Origin of the sequence: Hymenobacter crusticola, assembly GCF_002154225.1 — a bacterium.
GTDB classification, from domain to species: Bacteria; Bacteroidota; Bacteroidia; order Cytophagales; family Hymenobacteraceae; genus Hymenobacter; species Hymenobacter crusticola.
In genome coordinates this window covers 50,033-70,518 of record NZ_MTSE01000007.1, presented here as the reverse complement: position 1 = coordinate 70,518, position 20,486 = coordinate 50,033, and the positions used below count along the sequence as shown (strand labels likewise).

At 57.8% G+C, this 20,486-nt stretch carries 14 protein-coding genes; 6 read left to right on the top strand and 8 right to left on the bottom strand.

Going from position 1 to position 20,486, the window contains the following annotated elements:
* The first annotated feature begins 9 nt into the window (after positions 1–9).
* The 4 genes from BXP70_RS14515 (at position 10) to BXP70_RS14500 (ending at position 9,772) form a co-directional block, all read left to right on the top strand.
* Positions 10–5,601: an alpha-2-macroglobulin family protein gene (locus BXP70_RS14515; RefSeq protein ID WP_086594825.1), complete on the top strand. Its 5,592-nt coding sequence runs from the start codon at positions 10–12 to the stop codon at positions 5,599–5,601.
* A gap of 141 nt (positions 5,602–5,742) precedes the next feature.
* Entirely contained in the window at positions 5,743–8,073 is a 2,331-nt protein-coding gene (pbpC, locus tag BXP70_RS14510) for a penicillin-binding protein 1C (protein ID WP_086594824.1), read from the top strand.
* A 176-nt stretch (positions 8,074–8,249) separates the two neighbouring features.
* A complete protein-coding gene (locus BXP70_RS14505; protein ID WP_086594823.1) occupies positions 8,250–8,960 on the top strand; it encodes a cytochrome b/b6 domain-containing protein in 711 nt (236 codons plus the stop codon).
* A gap of 5 nt (positions 8,961–8,965) precedes the next feature.
* A complete protein-coding gene (locus tag BXP70_RS14500; RefSeq protein ID WP_086594822.1) occupies positions 8,966–9,772 on the top strand; it encodes a molybdopterin-dependent oxidoreductase in 807 nt (268 codons plus the stop codon).
* 76 nt (positions 9,773–9,848) lie between these two features.
* Here BXP70_RS14500 and BXP70_RS14495 read toward each other — a convergent pair whose 3' ends face one another.
* From BXP70_RS14495 to BXP70_RS14480, 4 genes are all read right to left on the bottom strand, one after another.
* A complete protein-coding gene (locus tag BXP70_RS14495) occupies positions 9,849–10,757 on the bottom strand; it encodes a manganese catalase family protein (protein WP_086594821.1) in 909 nt (302 codons plus the stop codon).
* A 174-nt stretch (positions 10,758–10,931) separates the two neighbouring features.
* The gene (locus tag BXP70_RS14490) at positions 10,932–11,336 is read right to left on the bottom strand and encodes a DUF779 domain-containing protein (RefSeq protein ID WP_086594820.1); all 405 of its coding nucleotides are present in this window, start codon (positions 11,334–11,336) and stop codon (positions 10,932–10,934) included.
* Between the two features lie 30 nt (positions 11,337–11,366).
* On the bottom strand, positions 11,367–11,714 hold the full coding sequence (locus BXP70_RS14485) for a hypothetical protein (RefSeq protein WP_086594819.1): 348 nt from the start codon (positions 11,712–11,714) through the stop codon (positions 11,367–11,369).
* Positions 11,715–11,942: 228 nt separating this feature from the next.
* Positions 11,943–13,469, bottom strand: a complete 1,527-nt coding sequence (locus BXP70_RS14480; protein ID WP_086594818.1) for an aldehyde dehydrogenase family protein — start codon at positions 13,467–13,469, stop codon at positions 11,943–11,945.
* Positions 13,470–13,705: 236 nt separating this feature from the next.
* Here BXP70_RS14480 and BXP70_RS14475 point away from each other — a divergent pair, with 236 nt between their 5' ends.
* Both BXP70_RS14475 and BXP70_RS14470 read left to right on the top strand, forming a co-directional pair.
* Positions 13,706–14,632 carry an AraC family transcriptional regulator gene (locus BXP70_RS14475; RefSeq protein WP_086594817.1) on the top strand — a complete coding sequence of 309 codons (927 nt, stop codon included), beginning with the start codon at positions 13,706–13,708 and terminating at the stop codon, positions 14,630–14,632.
* Between the two features lie 320 nt (positions 14,633–14,952).
* Positions 14,953–17,400 carry an alpha/beta hydrolase family protein gene (locus BXP70_RS14470; RefSeq protein WP_086594816.1) on the top strand — a complete coding sequence of 816 codons (2,448 nt, stop codon included), beginning with the start codon at positions 14,953–14,955 and terminating at the stop codon, positions 17,398–17,400.
* A gap of 147 nt (positions 17,401–17,547) precedes the next feature.
* On the opposite strand, the gene rfbD is transcribed toward BXP70_RS14470, so the two are convergent.
* From rfbD to BXP70_RS29930, 4 genes are all read right to left on the bottom strand, one after another.
* Complete coding sequence (rfbD, locus tag BXP70_RS14465) at positions 17,548–18,399, bottom strand: dTDP-4-dehydrorhamnose reductase (RefSeq protein WP_086594815.1); 852 nt, start codon at positions 18,397–18,399, stop codon at positions 17,548–17,550.
* 85 nt (positions 18,400–18,484) lie between these two features.
* Positions 18,485–19,303, bottom strand: coding sequence for a TIGR03915 family putative DNA repair protein (locus BXP70_RS14460; protein WP_086594814.1), 819 nt, complete (start codon positions 19,301–19,303; stop codon positions 18,485–18,487).
* 97 nt (positions 19,304–19,400) lie between these two features.
* A complete protein-coding gene (locus BXP70_RS14455) occupies positions 19,401–20,252 on the bottom strand; it encodes an alpha/beta fold hydrolase (protein ID WP_086594813.1) in 852 nt (283 codons plus the stop codon).
* A gap of 49 nt (positions 20,253–20,301) precedes the next feature.
* Complete coding sequence (locus tag BXP70_RS29930; RefSeq protein WP_179197700.1) at positions 20,302–20,469, bottom strand: hypothetical protein; 168 nt, start codon at positions 20,467–20,469, stop codon at positions 20,302–20,304.
* Between the last annotated feature and the right edge of the window lie 17 nt (positions 20,470–20,486).

Here is a 20,486-nt window from a genome sequence, read left to right as displayed (position 1 = left end):
TCCTTATCCATGCTTTCCCGCTCCTTATTTCGCGTGCCATTGCTGGTGCTGCTGGCGTTGCTATGCGCTTGCTCCAAGCCTGATTCCAACACCGAAAAAGCCGCGGCGAGCTCCGAAGGCGAAGAAATTGACCCGTACCAGAACGTGGTGTTCACCTTCGACGAGGACGTGGTCGGCGACGCGCAGCAGAACCACTGGGACACGGTGCAGTACGTGAAGTTTGAGCCGGCGGTGCGCGGCAAGTTCAAGTGGACCAGCAACCGCGAACTGACCTTTTCGCCCGCCGAGCCGTTTCGGCCGAGCACGGCGTTTCAGGCGGCGTTGCGCAAGGAAGCCATGCCGAGCGGCAAGCAAAAGCTAGCCCTCAGCCGCACCAAGTTTCACACGCCGTACCTGGAAATGAGTGCGCCGCAGGTGTTCTGGGGCCGGTCGCGGCGGGTGGCGGGCTCGGCGGAGATGCGCGCTAACCTTGTGTTCAACTACTCGGTACGGCCGAGCGACGTGCGCGGCAAGTTGCGCGTTACGCAGGATGGGCAGCCGGTGGCCTTTGAGGTGGTATCGGCGGAGCCGGACAAGCTGGTGGGCATCAGCTTCACCCAGCAAGTGCGCCCCTACTCGCCGCTGACGCTGACCGTGGAGCCCGGCCTGCGCGCCGTGGGCAGCGACCGAGCCACCACCAAGCCCCTCACCGCCGATGGCGACGTGCCCGACCAGCAAACCCTGCAAGTGCGCGAACTCACCGGCTCCCTGCAAGACGGCGAACCCGTCGTGACGGTGCTCACGAACCAGCCCGTTTCGGTGGATGATATTCGGGAGCAGCTCAAGGTGTCGCCGGAGGTGTCGTTTGCGGTGGAGGCGTTGGAAAGCGGCTTTGCGCTGAAAGGCGGCTTTGAGGTGGGCCGCAGCTACCAAGTGAGCCTGAACGGCGGCACGCGCGGGGCCTTGGGCGGACAGCTCGCCGAGCCTTTCAGCCAAACCGTGAGCTTCGGCGACGAGCAACCTAGCCTCTCTTTCGCCAACGGCGACAAAGCCATGTACCTCGACGCGCTGGGCGCCCGCAACCTAGGTATCCGCATCAACGAGGTGGAGAAGGTGAAGGTGACTATTGCCAAGGTGTACGCCAACAACATTCAGCAACTGATGCGCGGCGGCAGCCAGTACGGCTACCCCGAATACAACGAGGATGAGCCCAGTACCGACGATGAAGGTGGCTACATCGACCGCTCGTTCCAATACTACGACGTCGAGAACCTAGGCAATGTGCTCACCGAGCGCACCTACACCGTGTCGGGTTTGCCGAAGCAACAGGGTCTGCGGCTGCTCAACCTGAGCATGAAAGACCTGGAGTTTACGGGTCCGCTGAAAGGGCTGTACGTGGTCAAAGTAGAAGACACCGAGCACCAATGGCTGCAAGTCTCGAAGCTGGTGGCGGTGTCGGATATTGGGCTGATTGTGAAGCAGGGCAAGGCCGGCAGCACGCTGGTGTTTGCCAATTCCATCCGCAATGCTAAGCCGCTGTCGGGCGTGTCGGTGCAGTTTGTGAGTTCTAATAACCAGGTTATTGCGTCGAGCACGACCAACGGCGACGGCCTAGCGAAGTTTGACAGCACGGCCGCCACGAGCCGCTTCCGCCTGAGCATGGTGACGGCCCAGCGCGAATCCGATTTCACGTTCCTCGATTTGCCGCGCAGCCGCGTCGAGACGTCGCGGTTTGAGGTGGGTGGTTTGCAGAGCAACGTGGCCCGCTACCAAGCCTTCCTCTATGGCGACCGGGACCTGTACCGCCCCGGCGACACGATTCGCACCAACACCGTTATCCGCACCGAAAACTGGAAAACGCCGCCCGCCAACCTGCCGGTCAAGATTCGGCTGCTGCTGCCCACGGGCAAGGAGTACGCGAGCCTGCGCAAGAAGCTGTCGGTAGCGGGCTCGTTTGAGTCGAGCTTCATCCTGCCGCCCAGTATCATGACCGGCCTTTACACGCTGGAAATCCTCACCGGCAACGACGTGCTGCTCACCTCGCGCCAGCTCAGCGTGGAAGAATTCATTCCTGACCGCCTGAAGGTGACGGTGAAAGCTAGCCTCGCCGTCGTGCGGCCAGGGCAAACGGTGACGGCTAACATCACGGCCGCGAACCTGTTCGGTCCGCCCGCTTCCGACCGCAAGTTTGAGGTGGAATTCTCGCTGAAAGAGAAGTTCTTCAACCCTAAGAAATACCCCGATTACGACTTCCAAATCAGCACCGGGGAAGAGCGCCGCGCGAGCTACGACGAGGAGTCGGAAAGCACGTCGGCCATTTCCAGCCGCTTCGAGAAAGCCGTGCGCGAAGGCAACACCGACGCGGCCGGGCGCGGCGCGGCCACGTACGAGGTGCCTAGCTATTCCGACCTAGGTATTTTGGAAGGCGCGGCCTTCACGACAGTTTTCGACGAAACGGGTCGGCCGGTGAACCGCCTGACTACCTTTGAAGTGCAAACCCAGCCGGTGCTCTACGGGCTCCAGCGCATCAGCGACTTGATCAGCACGCGCCAGCAGTTGCCGGTGCGCATTGTGGCCCTCACGCCGGCCGGGCAGCCGACCAATGCCAGCGCGCAAGTGACCATTGTGCGGCTGTTGTGGGAAACGGTGATTGAGCGCCGCGGCGGCCGCTACCTCTACAACTCGCAGAAGCGCGAGCAGGTGGTGATGAACCGCACCATTCCGCTGTATGCGGGCGGCAACCCCGACGCGAACCTAGGTTTTGCGCCCACCTACTCCGGCGAATACGAAGTGCGGGTGAGTCGGCCCGGCGCCCGCACCTACGTGGCGCAGCGCATGTACGCCTACGGCTACGGCGATACGCAGAGCAACTCCTTCGAAGTAAACAACGAGGGCGAGGTGACCATTGAGGCCGATAAAGCCAAGTACCAGCCCGGCGAAACCGCTAATCTGCTGCTGAAAACCCCCTTCCCCGGCCGCGTGCTCGTGACGGTGGAGCGCGACCGAGTGCTCGACCACTTCTACGTGACCACCGACGAGAAATCGGCCCGCGTGCGCATCCCGATTCGCGGCAACCACGTGCCCAACATCTACGTGACGGCCACTGCCATCCGCGAAATCACTGACAACCGCCTGCCGCTCACGGTGGCCCGCGGCTTTGTGCCGCTCACGGTGGAGAAGCCCGACGCCCAGCTGCAAGTCGCCCTGAATGTGCCCCAGCAAAGCCGCTCCCAAACCTGGCAAACCATCGAAGCCACGACCGCGCCTGGCGCCAACGTGACCCTAGCTGTGGTGGATGAAGGCATTTTGCAGCTTAAGGATTACCGCACGCCCGACCCCTACGGCTACTTCTACCAGAAGCGCGCCCTCGAAGTGCAGGCCTACGACGTGTACCCCTTCCTGCTGCCCGAGCTAGGTACCAGCAGTTCCGGGGGCGACGCCGCCGACCTCTCGCGCCGCACCACGCCCGTGCCCTCGCGCCGCGTGAAGCTGCTCGCCAAATGGAGCGGCGTTCTGAAGGCCGATGCCAGCGGCAAAGTGCGCTACAAAGTGCGCATTCCGCAGTTTTCGGGTGCCGTACGGGTCATGGCCCTCGCCTACAAAGACGACGCGTTTGGCTCCGCCGAAAAAACCATGAAAGTGGCTGACCCAGTGGTTATCAGCACCGCGCTACCTAGGTTCCTCAGCCCCGGCGACACTATTGACGTGCCGGTAACGCTGACGAATACGACGGGGAAAACTCTGATTGGAGATATATCCCTAGGGTCAGATTCAAAAACATTTGTGGAAGTCTTTACAAAAAGAGAGGACTTCACGAATGAAGTAGACTCCTCTCATCCTGCTGGTGATTATCGTCTGTACTACGAAGGTCATGCTATCAAATTACAACCGAATGCAGAACAGCGAGTGATGTTCCATTTGGTAGCTAGGTCAGTAGGCACAGCAGTTATCAATGTTCGAGTGTCAGGTAATAACATAGTTCGCCTTGATGACAAAGGAAAGCCAAGACCTTACACCGAAACCATCGAACTCCCAATCCGTCCCGCTTCGCCGCTCGAAAAACGCACCGGTTCCGGCGTCGTAGCGGGCGGCAGCGGCGCGACGTTTAACCTGAAAACCAACTTCCTGCCGTCGTCGTTGCGGAGCCAGCTGGTGGTGAACCGCTCGCCGATGACGGAGTTTGCCAAAGACCTGCGCTACCTGCTGCAATACCCTTACGGCTGCCTGGAGCAAACCGTGTCGGCCGCTTTCCCGCAGCTCTACTACGGCGACCTAGCTGCCACGCTCCAGCAGAAAACCGGGCAGGCCGCCAAAGCCCAGCGCTACAACCCGAACTACAATGTGCAGGAAGCCATTCGCAAAATCGAGTCGATGCAGCTCTACAACGGCTCGCTCAGCTACTGGCCCGGCGGCGACTACGATAACTGGTGGGCTACCGCCTACGCCGCGCACTTCCTGCTAGAAGCCCAACGCGCTGGCTTCGACGTGAATAAAACCGTGCTCGACAAAGTGCTGCGCTACCTGCAATTCCGCAACCGCAAGCGCGAAACCGAAGAGTACCGCTACTTCGACGCCAACAACATTGCCCGCCAGAAGCTTATCGCCAAGAAGGAAATCACCTACAGCCTCTACGTGCTAGCCCTAGCCGGTCGGCAAGACCCGGTGGCGATGAACTACTACAAGGCCAACCGGCCGCTGCTCGCCCAAGATGCGCGGTTCTTGCTGGCCTGCACCTTCTCCCTCAATGGCAACGAGCGCAGCTTCCGCGACGTGCTGCCCACCAAGTTCGGCGGCGAAACTGCGGCGGCCCGCGCCCTCGATGGCTCGTTCTACTCGCCCATCCGCGACGAAGCCTTGGTGCTCAACGCCCTGCTCGCCGCTGACCCCGGCAATGCGCAAGTAACGAGCCTCACGCGCCAGCTCAGCCGCCAGGTGAAGCAAGCGGGCTGGCTCAGCACCCAAGAGCGGGCGTTTGCCCTGCTAGCTCTCGGCAAAGTAGCGCGCCAAAACGCCAGCAGTACCGTCACGGCCTCTCTCCTTGCCGACAGCAAGAAGATCGGTGAATTTTCGGGCAAAGACCTCACGGTGAACAACGTAGCGAATCGGCAACTAGCCTTGCGCACGGCCGGCAGCGGCAGCCTCTACTACTTCTGGGAAACCGAAGGCATTTCGCCCACCAACACCATCCGCGAGGAAGACGCTTACTTGAAAGTGCGCCGCCAGTTCCTCGACCGCAGCGGCCAGCCCCTCGGTTCGCCCACCTTCCGCCAGAATGACTTGGTGGTGGTGAAAATAACCCTGCAAGCGGCCGACGCAGCCGGCGAGGTGAAGAACGTGGCCATCACCGACCTGCTGCCCGCCGGCCTGGAAATCGAGAACCCACGCATTGGTGCCGTCCGCGACCTAGCCTGGGCCACCGACGCCGCCCAACCCGACTACCTGGATGTGCGCGACGACCGGATCAACCTGTTTACCACCGCCACGGGTCAACCGAAGTCGTTCTACTACCTGGCGCGGGCCGTGAGCAAAGGCACCTTCCGCCTGGGCCCGGTAAGCGCCGACGCCATGTACAACGCGGAGTATCACAGCTATAATGGTGCGGGTGTGGTGCGCGTGCAGTAGAGACACCTACTCGTGTCTCGTCGTTGAACGAGCGGCAACGCGCCGTATGATAAACATCTCGTCCATAGAACGTTCAATGGCAATTATTCAACGTCAGTCGTTCAACGAGGAGACACCAGTAGGTGTCTCTACATGGCACCTATGAAGCGGCGCGTCAGCATACGGTTTTTTGCGGGGCTAGGGCTGTTGCTGCTTCTGCTAGCCGGCCTCAACCTAGCTTTCCCGCTACCGCACCCTCCGCAATATTCGCCCATCGTGACGGCGGCTGATGGCTCGGTGCTGCACGCCTTTCTGAACCCAACGCAGAAGTGGCGCATGAAAACGGAGCTGCGCGAAATCACACCGGCGCTGCGCACGGCCATTGTTGCCAAGGAAGACCGTTGGTTTTACTATCACCTCGGCGTGAATCCGCTGGCGATTGTGAAGGCCGCTGGGCGCAACGTGTTTGGCCAAGGTCGCACGACGGGTGCCAGTACTATCACGATGCAGGTGGCTCGTTTGCTCGAGCCCAAGGAGCGCACCCTAGGCAATAAGCTGCTAGAAATGCTGCGCGCTGTACAGCTCGAAGCGCACTACAGCAAGGACGAAATCCTACAGCTTTACCTCAACCTGGTACCCTACGGCGGCAACGTGGAAGGCGTGAAATCGGCCGCGCTGCTCTACTTCCAACAGCCGCCCGATTATCTGTCGCTCGCCCAAACCGTGACGCTGGCCATCATCCCAAACCGACCTAGGGGGCTGGTGCTAGGCAAAAACAACGCGGCCGTGTTGCAAGAACGCAACCGCTGGCTGCGGCGTTTTGGCGAGCAAGGCTTGTTTACAAAACAGGACATTGAAGACGCGCTGCTGGAGCCGCTTGATGTGCAGCGCCATGCCGCCCCTACGCTCGCGCCGCACCTTGCGCGGCGCCTGGTCCGGCAGCTTCCGCACGAGGCGATTGTCGCTTCTACCCTCAACCGCAGCAAGCAAGCCAAGGCCGAAGACCTCACGCGCAACTACGTGCGCCGCCTGCACGAGCTAGGTATTTCCAACGCGGCGGTGCTGGTCATCAACAACCGCACGCGGGCGGTGGAAGCGTACGTTGGCTCCGCCGATTTCCAGGATGCTTTCAACCAAGGGCAGGTCGATGGTATTCAAGCGGTTCGCTCGCCGGGCAGCACGCTCAAGCCGTTTCTTTACGCCCTAGCCATGGACCGTGGCCTGCTCACGCCCAAGCTCGTGCTACCCGACGTGCCCACCAACTTCGGCGGTTACCAGCCCGAGAACTTCGACAAGCATTGCAACGGCGAAGTGACGTTGGAGCGCGCCCTAGCGCATTCCCTCAACATCCCGGCCGTGCGCGTACTCTCTGAAATGGGCGTGCCCACGTTCACCGATAAGCTGCGCGAAGCAGATTTCCAAAGCGTCACGCAGAACCGGACACAGCTCGGCCTGTCGAGCATCCTGGGTGGTTGCGGGGCTAGCTTAGAGGAGTTGACGAACCTGTACGTGACCTTGGCCAATAGCGGCAAGTACGCCCCGCTGCGGTGGACCCGATCCTCGCCTAGCACTCGCCCATCTGCGAAGAACCTAGCTCCTAAAGGCACTGCACTGGTTTCCGACGCCTCGGCCTTCCTCGTTACCGACATCCTCAGCCAGCTTACGCGCCCCGACTTACCCATCAACTACCAAAGCAGCATGCGCCTGCCGAAAGTGGCCTGGAAAACCGGCACCAGCTACGGCCGCCGCGACGCCTGGAGCATCGGCTACAACCGCGAGTACACCATTGGCGTGTGGGTAGGCAACTTCAGCGGACAAGGCGCGCCGGCTCTCACGGGTGCCGACGTAGCCACGCCGTTGCTATTCGACCTGTTTAACACCATCGCCTACAACTCGCCCAACGACTGGTTCCAGCCACCCGCCTCCCTCGACTTTCGGCTGGTGTGCGCCGAAACGGGTCTGCTGCCCGGCGAGCATTGCCCCAACCAAATCATCGACTATTTCCTGCCCGGCACTTCCTCCACCCAGCGCTGCCAGCACCAGAAAGAAGTGCTCGTGTCGGCCGACGGACAGTATGCGTACTGCCGAGCCTGCGCGCCCGCGACGGGTTTTCGGCGCGAGCTCTACCCTAATATGCTGCCGGAGGTGTTAGCCTACAAGGAAACGCAGGGCATTCCGTACCATCGCTTGCCGCCCCACAATCCCGGCTGTCAGTTGGTGCGTGGCGGCACGGAGCGGGCACCTAGCATCACGTCGCCCTTGGCGAACACCGAATACGTGCTCAATCGCCACGAGAAGCAACAGTTGCTGCTTAGCTGCGCCGCCGACAATGAGGTACGGCAAGTGTATTGGTACGTCAACGACCGGTTTCTGCGGGCCGCTTCGGCCTCAGAACGCGTATTTTTTCAACCGCCACCCGGCCCGCTAAAAATCTCCTGCGCCGACGACCACGGCCGAAACACCGATATCCAAGTGACGGTTACGGAGATGTAGAGACGCAATATTTTGCGTCTCCGCGTTGAACGATGGGCCTAGAACTAGCTGGTTCAGAACGATGCGCCGTAAACCACAGCAACGACAAGACGCAAAATATTGCGCCTCTACACCGCTCGGGATAAACTTTCCTTCTCACAAAGCTGAGCTTGCCTGAATTACGTACAGTTCACCCTATGAAGCAGCTTAAAGAAAAGCACCCCCTAGCTATCCGCTGGTTTCACTGGATCAACTTTCCGGTGCTGATGTTGATGATTTGGAGCGGCTTGCTCATCTACTGGGCCAACGACATTTACCGTATTGGCTGGGGCAAAACCACACTTTTCCGCTTTTTCCCCGATTCTTTTTACAAAGCGCTGAACGTGCCGTTTCGACTAGCGGAGGGCATGTCGCTGCACTTTGTGTTTATGTGGCTGTTCGTCATCAATGGCGTGCTGTACATGGCCTACACGTTTCTTTCTGGCGAATGGCGCTACTTGTTGCCCAATCGCCATTCGTTCCGCGAAGCGTGGCAGGTAACGCTGCACGACCTAGGTTTGCGCAAAACGGAGCCGCCCGTGCGCAAATACAATGGGGCCCAGCGCATTGCCTACACAGCTGTTCTGCTCATGGGCATCGGCTCCTTGCTCACGGGCCTAGCTATTTACAAGCCCACGCAACTTGCTTGGCTCACCCAACTGTTAGGAGGGTACGAAGCCGCTCGCGCCCAACACTTCGTGCTCACGATTGGCTACGTGCTGTTTTTCGTGGTGCATGTGCTGCAAGTAGCGCGGGCCGGCTGGAACAACTTCCGCTCTATGATTGCGGGCTTTGAGGTGGTGGATACGCCCGCGCCCCAAGCGTCGACGGCCCCCGCCGCCGACCGCCCCGCTCCTTCTTCGATCTAGCTTTTATGGCCAATACTCCGCAAAATCCCAGCTCCCCCCCCGACGAGCAAGTACAACGTGAAGCTGCTAGCCGCTCGCGGCGGGCCTTCTTGGTAGCGGGAGCAGCTGCTTTAGCGAGCCTAGGTGGCTGGCGCTGGCTGGTCTCGCAACCGAAAGAAGCCGGCATTCCGCGCCCCCTGCGCACCGTGCTCGATGCCAACGGCAAGCTAGCTGGCGAGTATTTCAGCAATGCCCACCTAGCCCCTGTGTTTCCGAAGCACTTGGTGCGGGAGCCGCGCGTGAATGGCAAAATCGGCATGCGCGGCGAATTTGACCCCGCGGCTTGGCGCTTGCAGGTCAGCGCTTATGCTGACCCTAAACAGGTCCGAACCTTTTCCCTCGAAGACATCAAAGCCCTCCCGCGTGTCGAAATCACCACGGAGCTGAAGTGCATCGAAGGTTGGAGCGTGGTCGTGAACTGGGCTGGGGCTCGCTTCTCCGATTTTGCCGATAAATACGGGCTGGCTACGTCCAACGGCGCTGCCACAGCCACCAGTGCCGATGCACTAGCGCCCTACGTACGCGTGACTACGCCCGACAACGCCTACTATGTTGGCCTCGACATTGCCAGTGCCATGCACCCCCAAACGCTGCTGTGCTACGAGATGAACGGCGAACCGCTCAGCATCACGCACGGCGCGCCCCTACGCTTGGCCATGCCGGTGAAGTATGGCATCAAGTACCTCAAGCGCATCGGCACCATCCAGTTCCTAGACCAGCGGCCCGCCGACTACTGGGCCGACCGCGGCTACGACTGGAATGCCGGCCACTAAACACCTCTCAAACAAAGAGCCCCAACTACCTAGGTAGTTGGGGCTCTTTACTGTATTGAAGGGCAAAGTCAGCCGCTTACACAGCGTCGCTGTTGTGGCTGCCGCTACCGCTTAGCGTACCTCTTACTTTGTCGCTGATGGTACCCATCGCTGAGTCCGTAGTTGTCATTTGTTCTTTCTGGGCGTGGCCGCGTGGGTCCGGAGGCGCTAGTACGGGCACACCACCGAGAGGCGCTGCTTTTTCCAGATGGAACTCACCTTTGCCATCTATCGACGGCCCTGATACCCAACGACCAGCCGGGGTGGGTTCGTTACCGACGTAGGTGCTCACGAAAGCGTAGTTGAAGCCTTGTACTTCTTCGCTCTGGGGGAAGCTGTTCGGAATCGGCATCGCATTTAGGCCGCCATTTTCTTCAATCACTGCCATCCACTGGTTTTGGTGCATAGTGTCGCGGGCGATGAGGAAGGCCAGCATATCTTTCATGCCGGGGTCGTCGGTCATTTCCCAAAGACGGGTGGCTAGGGTGCGGCCGGTGCTTTCGGCGGCTACGTTGGTGTACATATCAGCCACAATGTTGCCGCTGCCTACTACCCACGAGCCATTAAAAGGCACACCGTTGGCATCCGTAGCTAGGGCCGACATACCGGCCGAAAGAATATGGCGAGGATCCATGCCGCCCATGATGGCGCCTACTACTTTATCCTTCGCAAACTCATCCTGCATGCTCATAGGAGCGCCTTCGAGGTTGAGCGCTACGGCCGTGGCTAGCATTTCGATGTGGGCAATTTCCTCGGTGCCGGTCTCCAGCAACATGTCGCGGTACTTCACCGGGCCCCGTGAACCCCACGCTTGAAACAGGTACTGCAAACAAACGCGAATTTCGCCTTCGATGCCACCAATGGCTTGCTGCAACATGCGAGCAAATACAGGGTTGGGCTTATCTACGCGCACTTTGTACTGGAGTTCTCGGTCGTGATAGAACATGGTGAGAGGGACGTTAGGTGTGAAAAACAACTACCGTTGGTATGCATGCCAACGGTTTTGCTGTCTATACGCCTCTCTGCGCGGCTTCAACGATCCGGGAAATACGGGTTTTCGCAATAGAATTTTGGAGATTCTGTTACGTATAAATCCTAGCTGCTACGGAGTTATACTCGATCAGCCTGCAAAATTTGGGTATTCCTCGCCATCAAATACCGGCTCTAGGTTGGCTTCTTCCTCCTGCGTGAACATGCGAGAGCGGATCAGGAAACGGACGCCGTGCGGAATTTCCAGCGAAAAGCTAGCCCCCCGGCCTTTCGTCACGTCAACGGTTAGCTGGGTGTGTTTCCAATACTCAAACTGGCTGGCGCTCATAAAGAAGTCGCAGCCATGGATGCGGCCGAGCCACACGTCGTTGGTGCCCACCTTGAACTCGCCGGCCGCAAAGCACATGGGCGAAGAACCGTCGCAACAGCCGCCGCTCTGGTGAAACATGAGCGGGCCGTGCTCGTCGCGCAGAATATCGATTAGGGCCTCGGCGGCGGGCGTAACGAGGACGCGTGGGATGAGTTCAGAAGACATTGGTGGGGTAAGAAAGGAGGTGGTAGCCAGCTACTTTTTACGCGTGAACGTGTACACGGTGCTCGTTCGCTCATCGCGCACCACTACCTGCTTATCGGGGGCTATGCTACCGCTATTTGGTTGACTCAGCCATTGGTACGCTAGCTGCTGCTGAGCATCCCAGTGGTAATGACGATTGCCACTGCTGGATATGCTTTTCAAGCTATTGAGCATCTGGTCGGTGGCAGGTGGCAGTTGCCGAAATACCCCGTTATCGGTTTGCACCTCGGCTTTTTGTAGCGTCCAATCTGGGTTCAGTTTGCCTGGAACAGGCAGCAGTTGCGCGTGAGTGGCGAAGGATACACAACCTAATGCCAGAAGAATTGGCAAGCGTTTCATGAGCAGATAATACTAAGTGACCGTAACGTACAATAGAGACGCAAATCATTAGTAGAAAGATGCTTGCTAGGGCCTAGTAGCTATATAGTAGACCGTCATGCTGAGCTTGTTGAAGCATCTCTATCGCCTCGTTGCGCTACTGTTGAAGTTAGCACTGCGGTAGAGATGCTTCGACAAGCTCAGCATGACGGTCTGCTTTCAACGTTCTAGCCGGAACTCGCTAGCTTCCTAGAAGAAACCTAGCTTCTGCTGGCTGTAGGAAATCAGCATGTTCTTGCTTTGGCGATAGTGCTCCAGCATCATCTTGTGGTTCTCGCGGCCAAAACCTGACTTCTTGTAACCGCCAAATGGGGCACCAGCGGGGTAGTCGTGGTAGCAGTTCACCCACACGCGGCCCGCTTGAATGGTGCGCGGCACTTGGTACAGCTCGTGCGCGTCGCGGCTCCATACGCCGGCACCTAGGCCGTAGAGTGTGTCGTTGGCAATTTCGAGGGCTTCTTCCACGGTTTTGAACGTGGTAACGGACACCACCGGGCCGAAAATTTCCTCCTGGAAGATACGCATCTTGTTGTGGCCGCGGAACACGGTGGGCTGAATGTAGTAGCCTTCCGCAAGGGCGCCGTCTTCCTGGTGGTACGCGTCGCCGCCAACCAGCACTTCGGCGCCTTCGTCCTTGCCAATTTCGAGGTAGCTCAGGATTTTCTCGAACTGGTCGTTGCTGGCCTGGGCGCCCATCATGGTTTCCTTGTCGAGCGGGTTGCCTAGCTTAATGGCTTTCACGCGCTCAATGACGCGGGCAATAAACTCGTCGTAAATATCTTCCTGAATCAGCATGCGCGAAGGGCACGTGCAGATTTCGCCTTGGTTCAGGGCGAACATGACGGCGCCTTCAATGGCTTTGTCGAGGAAGTCGTCGTCGGCATCCATCACGCTCTTGAAGAAGATATTAGGCGACTTGCCGCCTAGCTCCATCGTCACGGGGATGATGTTCTCAGAAGCGTACTGCATGATAAGGCGGCCCGTGGTGGTTTCACCCGTAAACGACACCTTCTGGATGCGCGGCGACGAGGCCAGCGGCTTACCGGCTTCCAGCCCGAAGCCATTCACCACGTTTACCACGCCGGCCGGAATCAGGTCCCCGATCAGCTCCATCAGCACCATGATGCTGGCGGGCGTTTGTTCGGCGGGCTTCATCACCACGCAACAGCCAGCAGCCAGCGCGGGGGCTAGCTTCCAAGTAGCCATCAGCAGCGGGAAGTTCCAGGGAATAATCTGGCCTACTACGCCCAGCGGCTCGTTGATAATCAACGACAATGTGTTCTCATTCAGTTCGGTAGCAGAGCCTTCCTCGGCCCGAATAACGGCCCCGAAGTAGCGAAAGTGGTCGACTACCAGCGGCAAGTCGGCGTTCAGGGTTTCACGAATGGCTTTGCCGTTTTCCACGCACTCCACGGCGGCTAGGTGCTCTAGGTGCTGTTCGATGCGGTCGGCAATCTTCATCAGCATGTTGCTGCGCGTAGTCGCCGACGTATTTTTCCAGGTCTTAAACGCTTCGTGGGCTGCGTCGAGGGCTAGCTCAATGTCCTCTTTGGTGGAGCGCGCTACCTTGGTAAAGGCCTTGCCATCGATGGGCGACGGATTGTCAAAGTATTGGCCTTTCACCGGGGCGACCCATTTGCCACCAATAAAGTTATCGTAGTGCTCTTTGAACTGCGGACGGGCAACGAGAGTGGTGCTTTCTACTAAGGTTTCCATGAGGTAGAAGTTAGGACGTAAAGACTAGGTCCAAGGTAGCTCTCGTTATAGCTTCAGAAGGTGTAGTATCCTCTCAACATCCTCTCCGATAGTCGCAAACGTTTGAGTTGGCTTGCAGCATGTTTTTCACACTGATAGCTAGTCCCGAAGCTAGGTAGTAGCGGGCGCCGCAAACGTTTGTGGTTGAGGTTAGTTATATTGCGTACACCCGTTGCGTTTTCCTAAAGCCTTTGCTCATGCCGCGTACTTCTTTATCGAACGCCCTTGCGCTACACCGCCCCGACCAGCTTCAAACGCTGGTTGAAAACCGCACTGTTTACTCGCTCGATGCTTTTGAGCTGAACATCTTCGAGACGCACCAAACGGCCAGCCGGGTCCCGCTAAGCATGGGCAGCCTGGTACTCACCACCATGCTGCGCGGCAAGAAGGTGATGCACTTAGCCGGCCGCAACGCCTTCGAGTACCTGCCCGGCGAATCGGTAGTAGTGGGCGAGCAGCAGACAATGGAAATCGATTTCCCTGAGGCGAATGCGGAAAACCCAACGCAATGCCTAGCCGTGGCCATCCCCGCCGACACCATTCGCCACACAGTTGACTTGCTGAACGAGCGTTTCCCGCTGGCCGAAGACCACAAGCCCTGGCACCTCAACGATTCCGACACGGCCCACCTTACCAACACCCCCGAGCTGACCGGCACGCTCGAACGCCTCGTGCATCTCTCGCAAGAAACCCACGCCGCCAAAGATGTACTAGCAAGCTTCACGCTTCAAGAGCTGCTCGTTCGCCTTATGCAGACGCAAGCGCGCCAACTCATCTTCCGTAACTACGCCCAACACCTTACCTCCCACCGCTTTGCCGCCGTGGTACAATATATTAAGCAGCACCTCACCGACCAGATTACGGTGGAGAAATTGAGCGAGCTAGCCTGCATGAGCAAGGCAACGTTCTTCCGCGTGTTCAAGCGCGAGTTCGGCCTAACGCCCGTCGAGTATATCATCCAAGAGCGCCTCAGCGAGGCCAAACGCCTGCTGCGCAACCCCTTGTCAACCGTAGCCGACGTGTGCTTTCGGGTGGGCTTCAACAACACCAACTACTTCCAGGTGCTGTTCAAGAAATACGAAGGCATCACGCCGGGTCTGTATAAGAAGCAGTGCGCGCTGTAGGTAGAGGCCAGAACCTAAGCTCTTCCTTAACACGGTACTTCGGCATTTGCTCGGCTGGATGTATAATCCGGTCGTTGGAGTTGCGGATTTGTAATCCGCCCGTACGCGTCGTTTGAATGATCGTTCGCAAACACAGGCACGCGTTGCAAGCGAGAATTGCAAACCCTCGCCTCCGAGCAGCCGGATTACAAAGCCGGCCGGACAATCCGGGCAAACCTAGATTTCTTCGCTTGTCGAAGCGCCGTAACTGCCTCCGTAAGCAACCCCCACGTTGGCGCTTTGTCTTCTGCTAACTTAGCCAGAACTCAAACCAACTTTCTATGCAAAAGCTCTCCGTTCTTACCGGCGCGCTGTGGTTGTCTGCCTTGGCGGCCCAGGCCCAAGAGGCAACTTACCAAACACCGCCCAAGATTATTGCCGACTTAGTCGATGCGCCGGCCACCCCGCGCCTGAGCCTTTCCTCGGACGGTAAGTGGATGGTGCTCATGCCGGTGCAAGACCTGCCATCCATCGCCGAGTTGTCGCAGCCGGAGTTGCGCATGGCGGGCTTGCGCCTCAACCCGCGCACCAACGGACCTAGCCGCGTGAGCTACTCCACGGGCCTTACGTTGAAGCGGATTGGCGATACCAAAGAAACGCCGGTACAAGGCCTGCCGAAAGCTGCCAAGATCAGCGAAGTGAGCTGGTCGCCCGACAACACCAAGCTAGCTTTTGCCCTTACCACCGATGCCACGCCCACCGACAGCCGCATGGAGCTGTGGCTGGTCGACGTAGCCTCTGCTAAGGCGCGCAAGCTGATGAACTTGCCGCTGAACGGGGTTTTTGGCAACTCATTCGATTGGGTGGCCGATAGCCGCACGCTCATTGCGCATACGGTATTGCCCAACCGCGGTGAAGCCCCTGCCAGCAACGCCGTTCCCACTGGCCCCATCGTGCAGGAAAACGCGGGTAAAAAGGCAGGCGTACGCACCTACCAAGACTTACTGAAGAATCCCAGCGACGAGAAGATATTCGACTACTACGCCACGACCCAACTCGTGAAAGTTGACCTTGATGGCAAGACGACGCCCCTAGGTCAGCCCGGCGTCATTCAGGTAGCGGCGCCTTCCCCCGATGGCAAGTACGTGCTGGTGAAAACGCGCCACCGCCCCTACTCTTATCAGCTCACGGTGGGCAGTTTTCCGGTCAAGGTTGATGTGCTCGACCTGAATGGCCAACCGGTGAAAACCATCACCGACCTCCCCCTGGCTGATAACGTGCCTACTAGCTTCGATGCAGTGCCCACTGGCCAGCGCCTTCACGCATGGCGGGAAGATGCCCCGGCTACGCTCTTTTGGGTGGAAGCTCAGGACGGCGGCGACCCCAAGGTACAAGCGCCCGTGCGCGACAAACTCTTTACGCTGGCAGCTCCTTTCGCGGGCGCCCCGCAGGAGCTAGCTGCCCTGCCACTACGCTACAATGATATCTACTGGGGCACGTCGTCGCTGGCACTAATACAGGGTTCTCGCTGGGCCGACCGCAAGGAAATGACCTGGACGATTAACCCCTCGGCGAAAGGCGCCCCTACGGTACTCTTCGACCGCTCGTCGCAGGACACTTACAACGACCCCGGCACGCCTTACCAGCACCGCAACGCCGCGGGTCACTACGTGCTAGCCACCGACGCCAAAGGCCAGTCGATTTATATGGTAGGCACCGGCGCCTCTCCCGAAGGCGACCGGCCGTTTGTTGATCAGCTCGATCTGAAAACCAAAAAAGCTAGCCGCTGGTGGCGTTCGGAAGCACCGTACTACGAAGTACCCGTTGCCATCCTAGATACCGACAAGCGCCTACTCGTGACGCGTCGCGAATCGCCGAAGGAAAACCCTAACTATTTCCTGCGCGACGTCAATAAGAAGAAAATCACGGCTCTCACGAAGTTCTCGAACCCCTACGCCGCAGTAGGCAGCCTGCAAAAGCAAGTGCTCAAGTACAAGCGCGCCGATGGTGTCGACTTGACCGCCAACCTCTACCTGCCCCCGAACTACAAGAAGTCGGACGGTCCGCTGCCTACGCTCATAGAAGCGTACCCGGTGGAGTTTAAAGACAAAAGTGATGCTGGCCAAGTAAAAGGGTCACCTTACACGTTCACCCGCCTGAGCTGGGCTACGCCTATTTTTTGGGTAACCCAGGGCTACGCCGTGCTGCAAGGCACTTCCATCCCGATTGTGGGCGAAGGCAATAAGGAGCCCAACGATACCTACACCGAGCAGCTCGTTGCCAGCGCCAAAGCCGCCATTGATGAGGGAGTTAGGCTAGGGGTGGTCGACCGCAACCGCGTAGGCGTGATGGGACATTCCTACGGCGCCTTTATGACCGCCAACCTGCTCGCGCACAGTAACCTGTTCAAGGCCGGCATTGCGCGCAGCGGCGCCTACAACCGCACGCTCACGCCCTTCGGTTTCCAGGCCGAGGAGCGCACTTACTGGCAGGCGCCCGAGGTGTACAACGCCATGTCGCCCTTCAACTACGCCGATAAAGTCAAGACGCCTATTTTGCTCATCCATGGCGAGGCCGACAACAACTCCGGCACCTTCCCGCTGCAAAGCGAGCGTTTCTACAACGCCCTGAAAGGCCACGGTGCTACGGTACGCTACGTAGTGCTGCCCTTCGAAGCACACAGCTACGCTTCGCGTGAGAACATTATGCACATGCTGTGGGAGATGAATACGTGGCTTGATAAGTACGTGAAGAATACACCAACTTCCTCAGCGCAACCAGCGCAATAATTCGGCAAGCGTAAGTAGACGTAAGTATGCGTCTACTTACTAGCAGAACATTTTTACCCAATACTCAAGTACTTTTATCCAATACAAGAGGCGTCATTCGAATGAATGACGCCTCTTGTATTTATGAGTTTAAATAAATGGAAGCGCTTATAAACGACTCAGGCAAACCTTTAAACTCTCGCGCCAGTGTGGAACGGCAACACCTAGGTTGGTCTTGGCTTTTGTTTTATCCATTACCGAGAATGCCGGCCGCGTAGCTTTCGTAGGGTACTCGGAAGTGCGAATGGGTACAGTGCGCACTACGGTATTACTCAGCTCAAAAATAGCCGTGGCAAAGTCGTACCACGAAGTCACGCCTTCGTTGCTGTAATGATAGAGGCCATATTGCTGATTCTTACTCTCAATGATGGTGAGAATGCAGCCAGCCAAGTCAATAGCGTAAGTAGGCGTGCCGACTTGGTCCCAAATGATGCGTAGCTCTTCCCGTTCCTGACCTAGCTTCAGCATCGTTTTTACGAAGTTGTTGGCGTATTCAGAATAGAGCCAACTCGTACGCAAGATGAAATAGTGCTCTGTATGCGTCGGAATGACCTGCTCTCCTTCCAGCTTCGTGAGGCCATATACACTAATGGGTTCGGCGGCATCCGTTTCCACGAGGGGCTGATTACTCGTGCCGGCAAATACAAAATCGGTGGAAATATGAATAAGCGTCGTGCCGTATTCGCCGCACAACCGAGCTAGGTTCTCGGCGCCTTCCTTGTTGATTTTGCGGGCTAGCTCTACCTCATCCTCTGCTTTATCTACGGCAGTGTAAGCCGCGCAGTTGATGCAATAAGCTGGCTTATGCTGCTCAAATACCGTCCGCAGTTTATCTGTATCTAAGATATTGGCCTGGTCTTCCGCCGGGAAGATAATGTCACCGATTGCTCGCTCTTGTGAAACATGGCGGAGGCACTGACCTAGCTGGCCAGAGGCTCCAAAAACCACTGTTGTACTCATATGCTATGCCTGGTTGATAAAGCAAGTTGATAATGAGCCCGAAAGTAGTTCTTTTGTCGGAGCGCAATACAGCACATTCTCACCTTCACAAAGACGAACGCTTATTCTTAATAGGCTCGAATCGCTGCTCACGTGGCTGCTTTTCACTCAGATACTTCCAATACCGCAACGGAATGTGGCGGCGGTGTAGCTTCAAGTTTTTGCGCTCCGGAATGTTGGCGTGGTCAAAATACGTTTGCCAGAGCAGCTTGAACAACGGCTCCCGCTCATCCAGTACCGTCGCCGACACATCGGTGCGGCGCTGGGGCGCTTCAGTTTCAAACTCGACAATGTCGGTGCGAGCTAGGTCGTAGTACAGACCATAGCGGCGGCGCTGGTCGAAAATCAGCCAGCGCTGATCGGCGTAGCGCTTGGTGAAATGCGGCGCAATAAGCGGCAACACGTCGAAGTCGGGCTCAATCGTGGCGTGGAATAACTCTTCGGAAGTTTTCTCAAAGCGCACAAAGGCCTCCATCCGGTGCTTCTCACGCCCTAGTTGCTGACTAATGTGGTGCACGAGCCGCACGGTATCGTCAGCATAGTTTTCCGAAACATCTACCCGTCCGCGTGCCGTCACGGCTTGCTGCACAAACCGACAAATAAGCATCTCGCGGTCAGGCCGTTCAGAAAGGAAGACATGGTACAGCTTCGTGCGCGTGTCGTTATCCATGTACTTCAACATTCCCTTCCAGACCCGCTCGGCTTTTTCCTCGTTGGTTTGAATAGGTACGGTAGCCGTGAACAAGCCTCCTTGCACCGCGTCGGCGGGCTGAACGCTATTGGGCTGCACCTTGCGCTCATACATTTCCAGCAGTACTGTTAGCAAGCCGTCGAAAGAGCCGTCGTAGGTGTAGTCGTGAGTCATGGCAAGAATGCACTATGGTGCATTCGATAGTTAACGGTAGTGATTAGGATACAGTTTAATGTGGTTCCTGAACGTTCGCATACGCCGTAGCGCATTCCTACTTCGCCATGAACTTGAGCAGCAACTCATTCACCTCCGCTGGTTTTTCCAGGTGTGCCCAGTGGGTAGCATCCGGTAAGTACTGCAGCGTGCCGTTTTCACAGAACCGACCACTTAGTTCCGCCAGCTTTGCATTCAAGGTCACATCCTGTTTTCCCCAAATTACCTGTACCGGAATCGTGATGCGTGGGTTCTCTTCTTTGTGGCCGAGCGTGTAGCGGAAGGCCCGGTACCAGTTGATCATGCCGGTCATGGCGTGAGGGCGCAGCCACGCGGCGCGGTAGCGTTGCAGATCGGCTTGGCGAAAAGCGCCGCGATGGCTCGTATCCAAGAGCAGGTTCAGCCCTTTTGCGTGCATGAACTGCTCGGGCAGCCACGGAGCCTGGAAAAAGAACATGTACCAACTGCGCAACAGCTGATCGGGAAGGCGCAGAAAGGCGCTCGGCATCACCGATGGGTGCGGGGAATTCAGAATAGAGGCGTTGATAAAACGCGTATCGTGGTACGTGGCTAGGTACCAGGCCACAATGCCGCCCCAATCGTGACCAATTAGGTAAGCCTGCTCGCGACCTGCGGCATCAAGCAAGCCCACAATATCACGGGCTAAGGCCGGGAGTGTATACTCGCGGATACGTTTCGGCTTATCACTCAGGTTATAACCGCGCTGGTCGGGCACCCACACGCGGTAGCCGGCGGCGACTAACGGCTCGATTTGGTGCCGCCACCCATACCAAAAATCGGGAAAGCCGTGCAGCAGCATAGCTAGCGGACCATCCTGCGGCCCGCATTGGACCACGTGCAGCGTGACGCCGTTGGTCCAGACATAGTGGTGTTCGAGTTCGTAGCGCATGCCTGGCTATACCTAGGCCTGCTCCAGCAGGTTACGGTTGAGCTACAACCTAGGCCGCCGTTTTGGCCGGGTTCGTAGGCGGTGTAGGATTCGACTGCGTAAGCTGCTTAACGCGCGGAATCAAATCATCAAGCTTGCAATAGCACGACAGCGGCGCAAGTTTCATAGGCTTAGCGGCCGTGGTCATTTCAGCGGGAGAGCGATGTGAGATATTCATGTCACTGAGTAAAATTG

Bases quoted from the DNA above. Each gene is read 5' to 3' on its own strand.
- BXP70_RS14490 (WP_086594820.1), bottom strand. From the start codon at position 11,336: ATGTCTTCTGAACTCATCCCACGCGTCCTCGTTACGCCCGCCGCCGAG.
- BXP70_RS14455 (WP_086594813.1), bottom strand. From the start codon at position 20,252: ATGCGCTACGAACTCGAACACCACTATGTCTGGACCAACGGCGTCACG.
- BXP70_RS14480 (WP_086594818.1), bottom strand. From the start codon at position 13,469: ATGGAAACCTTAGTAGAAAGCACCACTCTCGTTGCCCGTCCGCAGTTC.
- BXP70_RS14485 (WP_086594819.1), bottom strand. From the start codon at position 11,714: ATGAAACGCTTGCCAATTCTTCTGGCATTAGGTTGTGTATCCTTCGCC.
- pbpC (WP_086594824.1), top strand. From the start codon at position 5,743: ATGAAGCGGCGCGTCAGCATACGGTTTTTTGCGGGGCTAGGGCTGTTG.
- BXP70_RS14500 (WP_086594822.1), top strand. From the start codon at position 8,966: ATGGCCAATACTCCGCAAAATCCCAGCTCCCCCCCCGACGAGCAAGTA.
- BXP70_RS14460 (WP_086594814.1), bottom strand. From the start codon at position 19,303: ATGACTCACGACTACACCTACGACGGCTCTTTCGACGGCTTGCTAACA.
- BXP70_RS14475 (WP_086594817.1), top strand. From the start codon at position 13,706: ATGCCGCGTACTTCTTTATCGAACGCCCTTGCGCTACACCGCCCCGAC.
- BXP70_RS14505 (WP_086594823.1), top strand. From the start codon at position 8,250: ATGAAGCAGCTTAAAGAAAAGCACCCCCTAGCTATCCGCTGGTTTCAC.
- BXP70_RS29930 (WP_179197700.1), bottom strand. From the start codon at position 20,469: ATGAATATCTCACATCGCTCTCCCGCTGAAATGACCACGGCCGCTAAG.
- BXP70_RS14515 (WP_086594825.1), top strand. From the start codon at position 10: ATGCTTTCCCGCTCCTTATTTCGCGTGCCATTGCTGGTGCTGCTGGCG.
- BXP70_RS14495 (WP_086594821.1), bottom strand. From the start codon at position 10,757: ATGTTCTATCACGACCGAGAACTCCAGTACAAAGTGCGCGTAGATAAG.
- rfbD (WP_086594815.1), bottom strand. From the start codon at position 18,399: ATGAGTACAACAGTGGTTTTTGGAGCCTCTGGCCAGCTAGGTCAGTGC.
- BXP70_RS14470 (WP_086594816.1), top strand. From the start codon at position 14,953: ATGCAAAAGCTCTCCGTTCTTACCGGCGCGCTGTGGTTGTCTGCCTTG.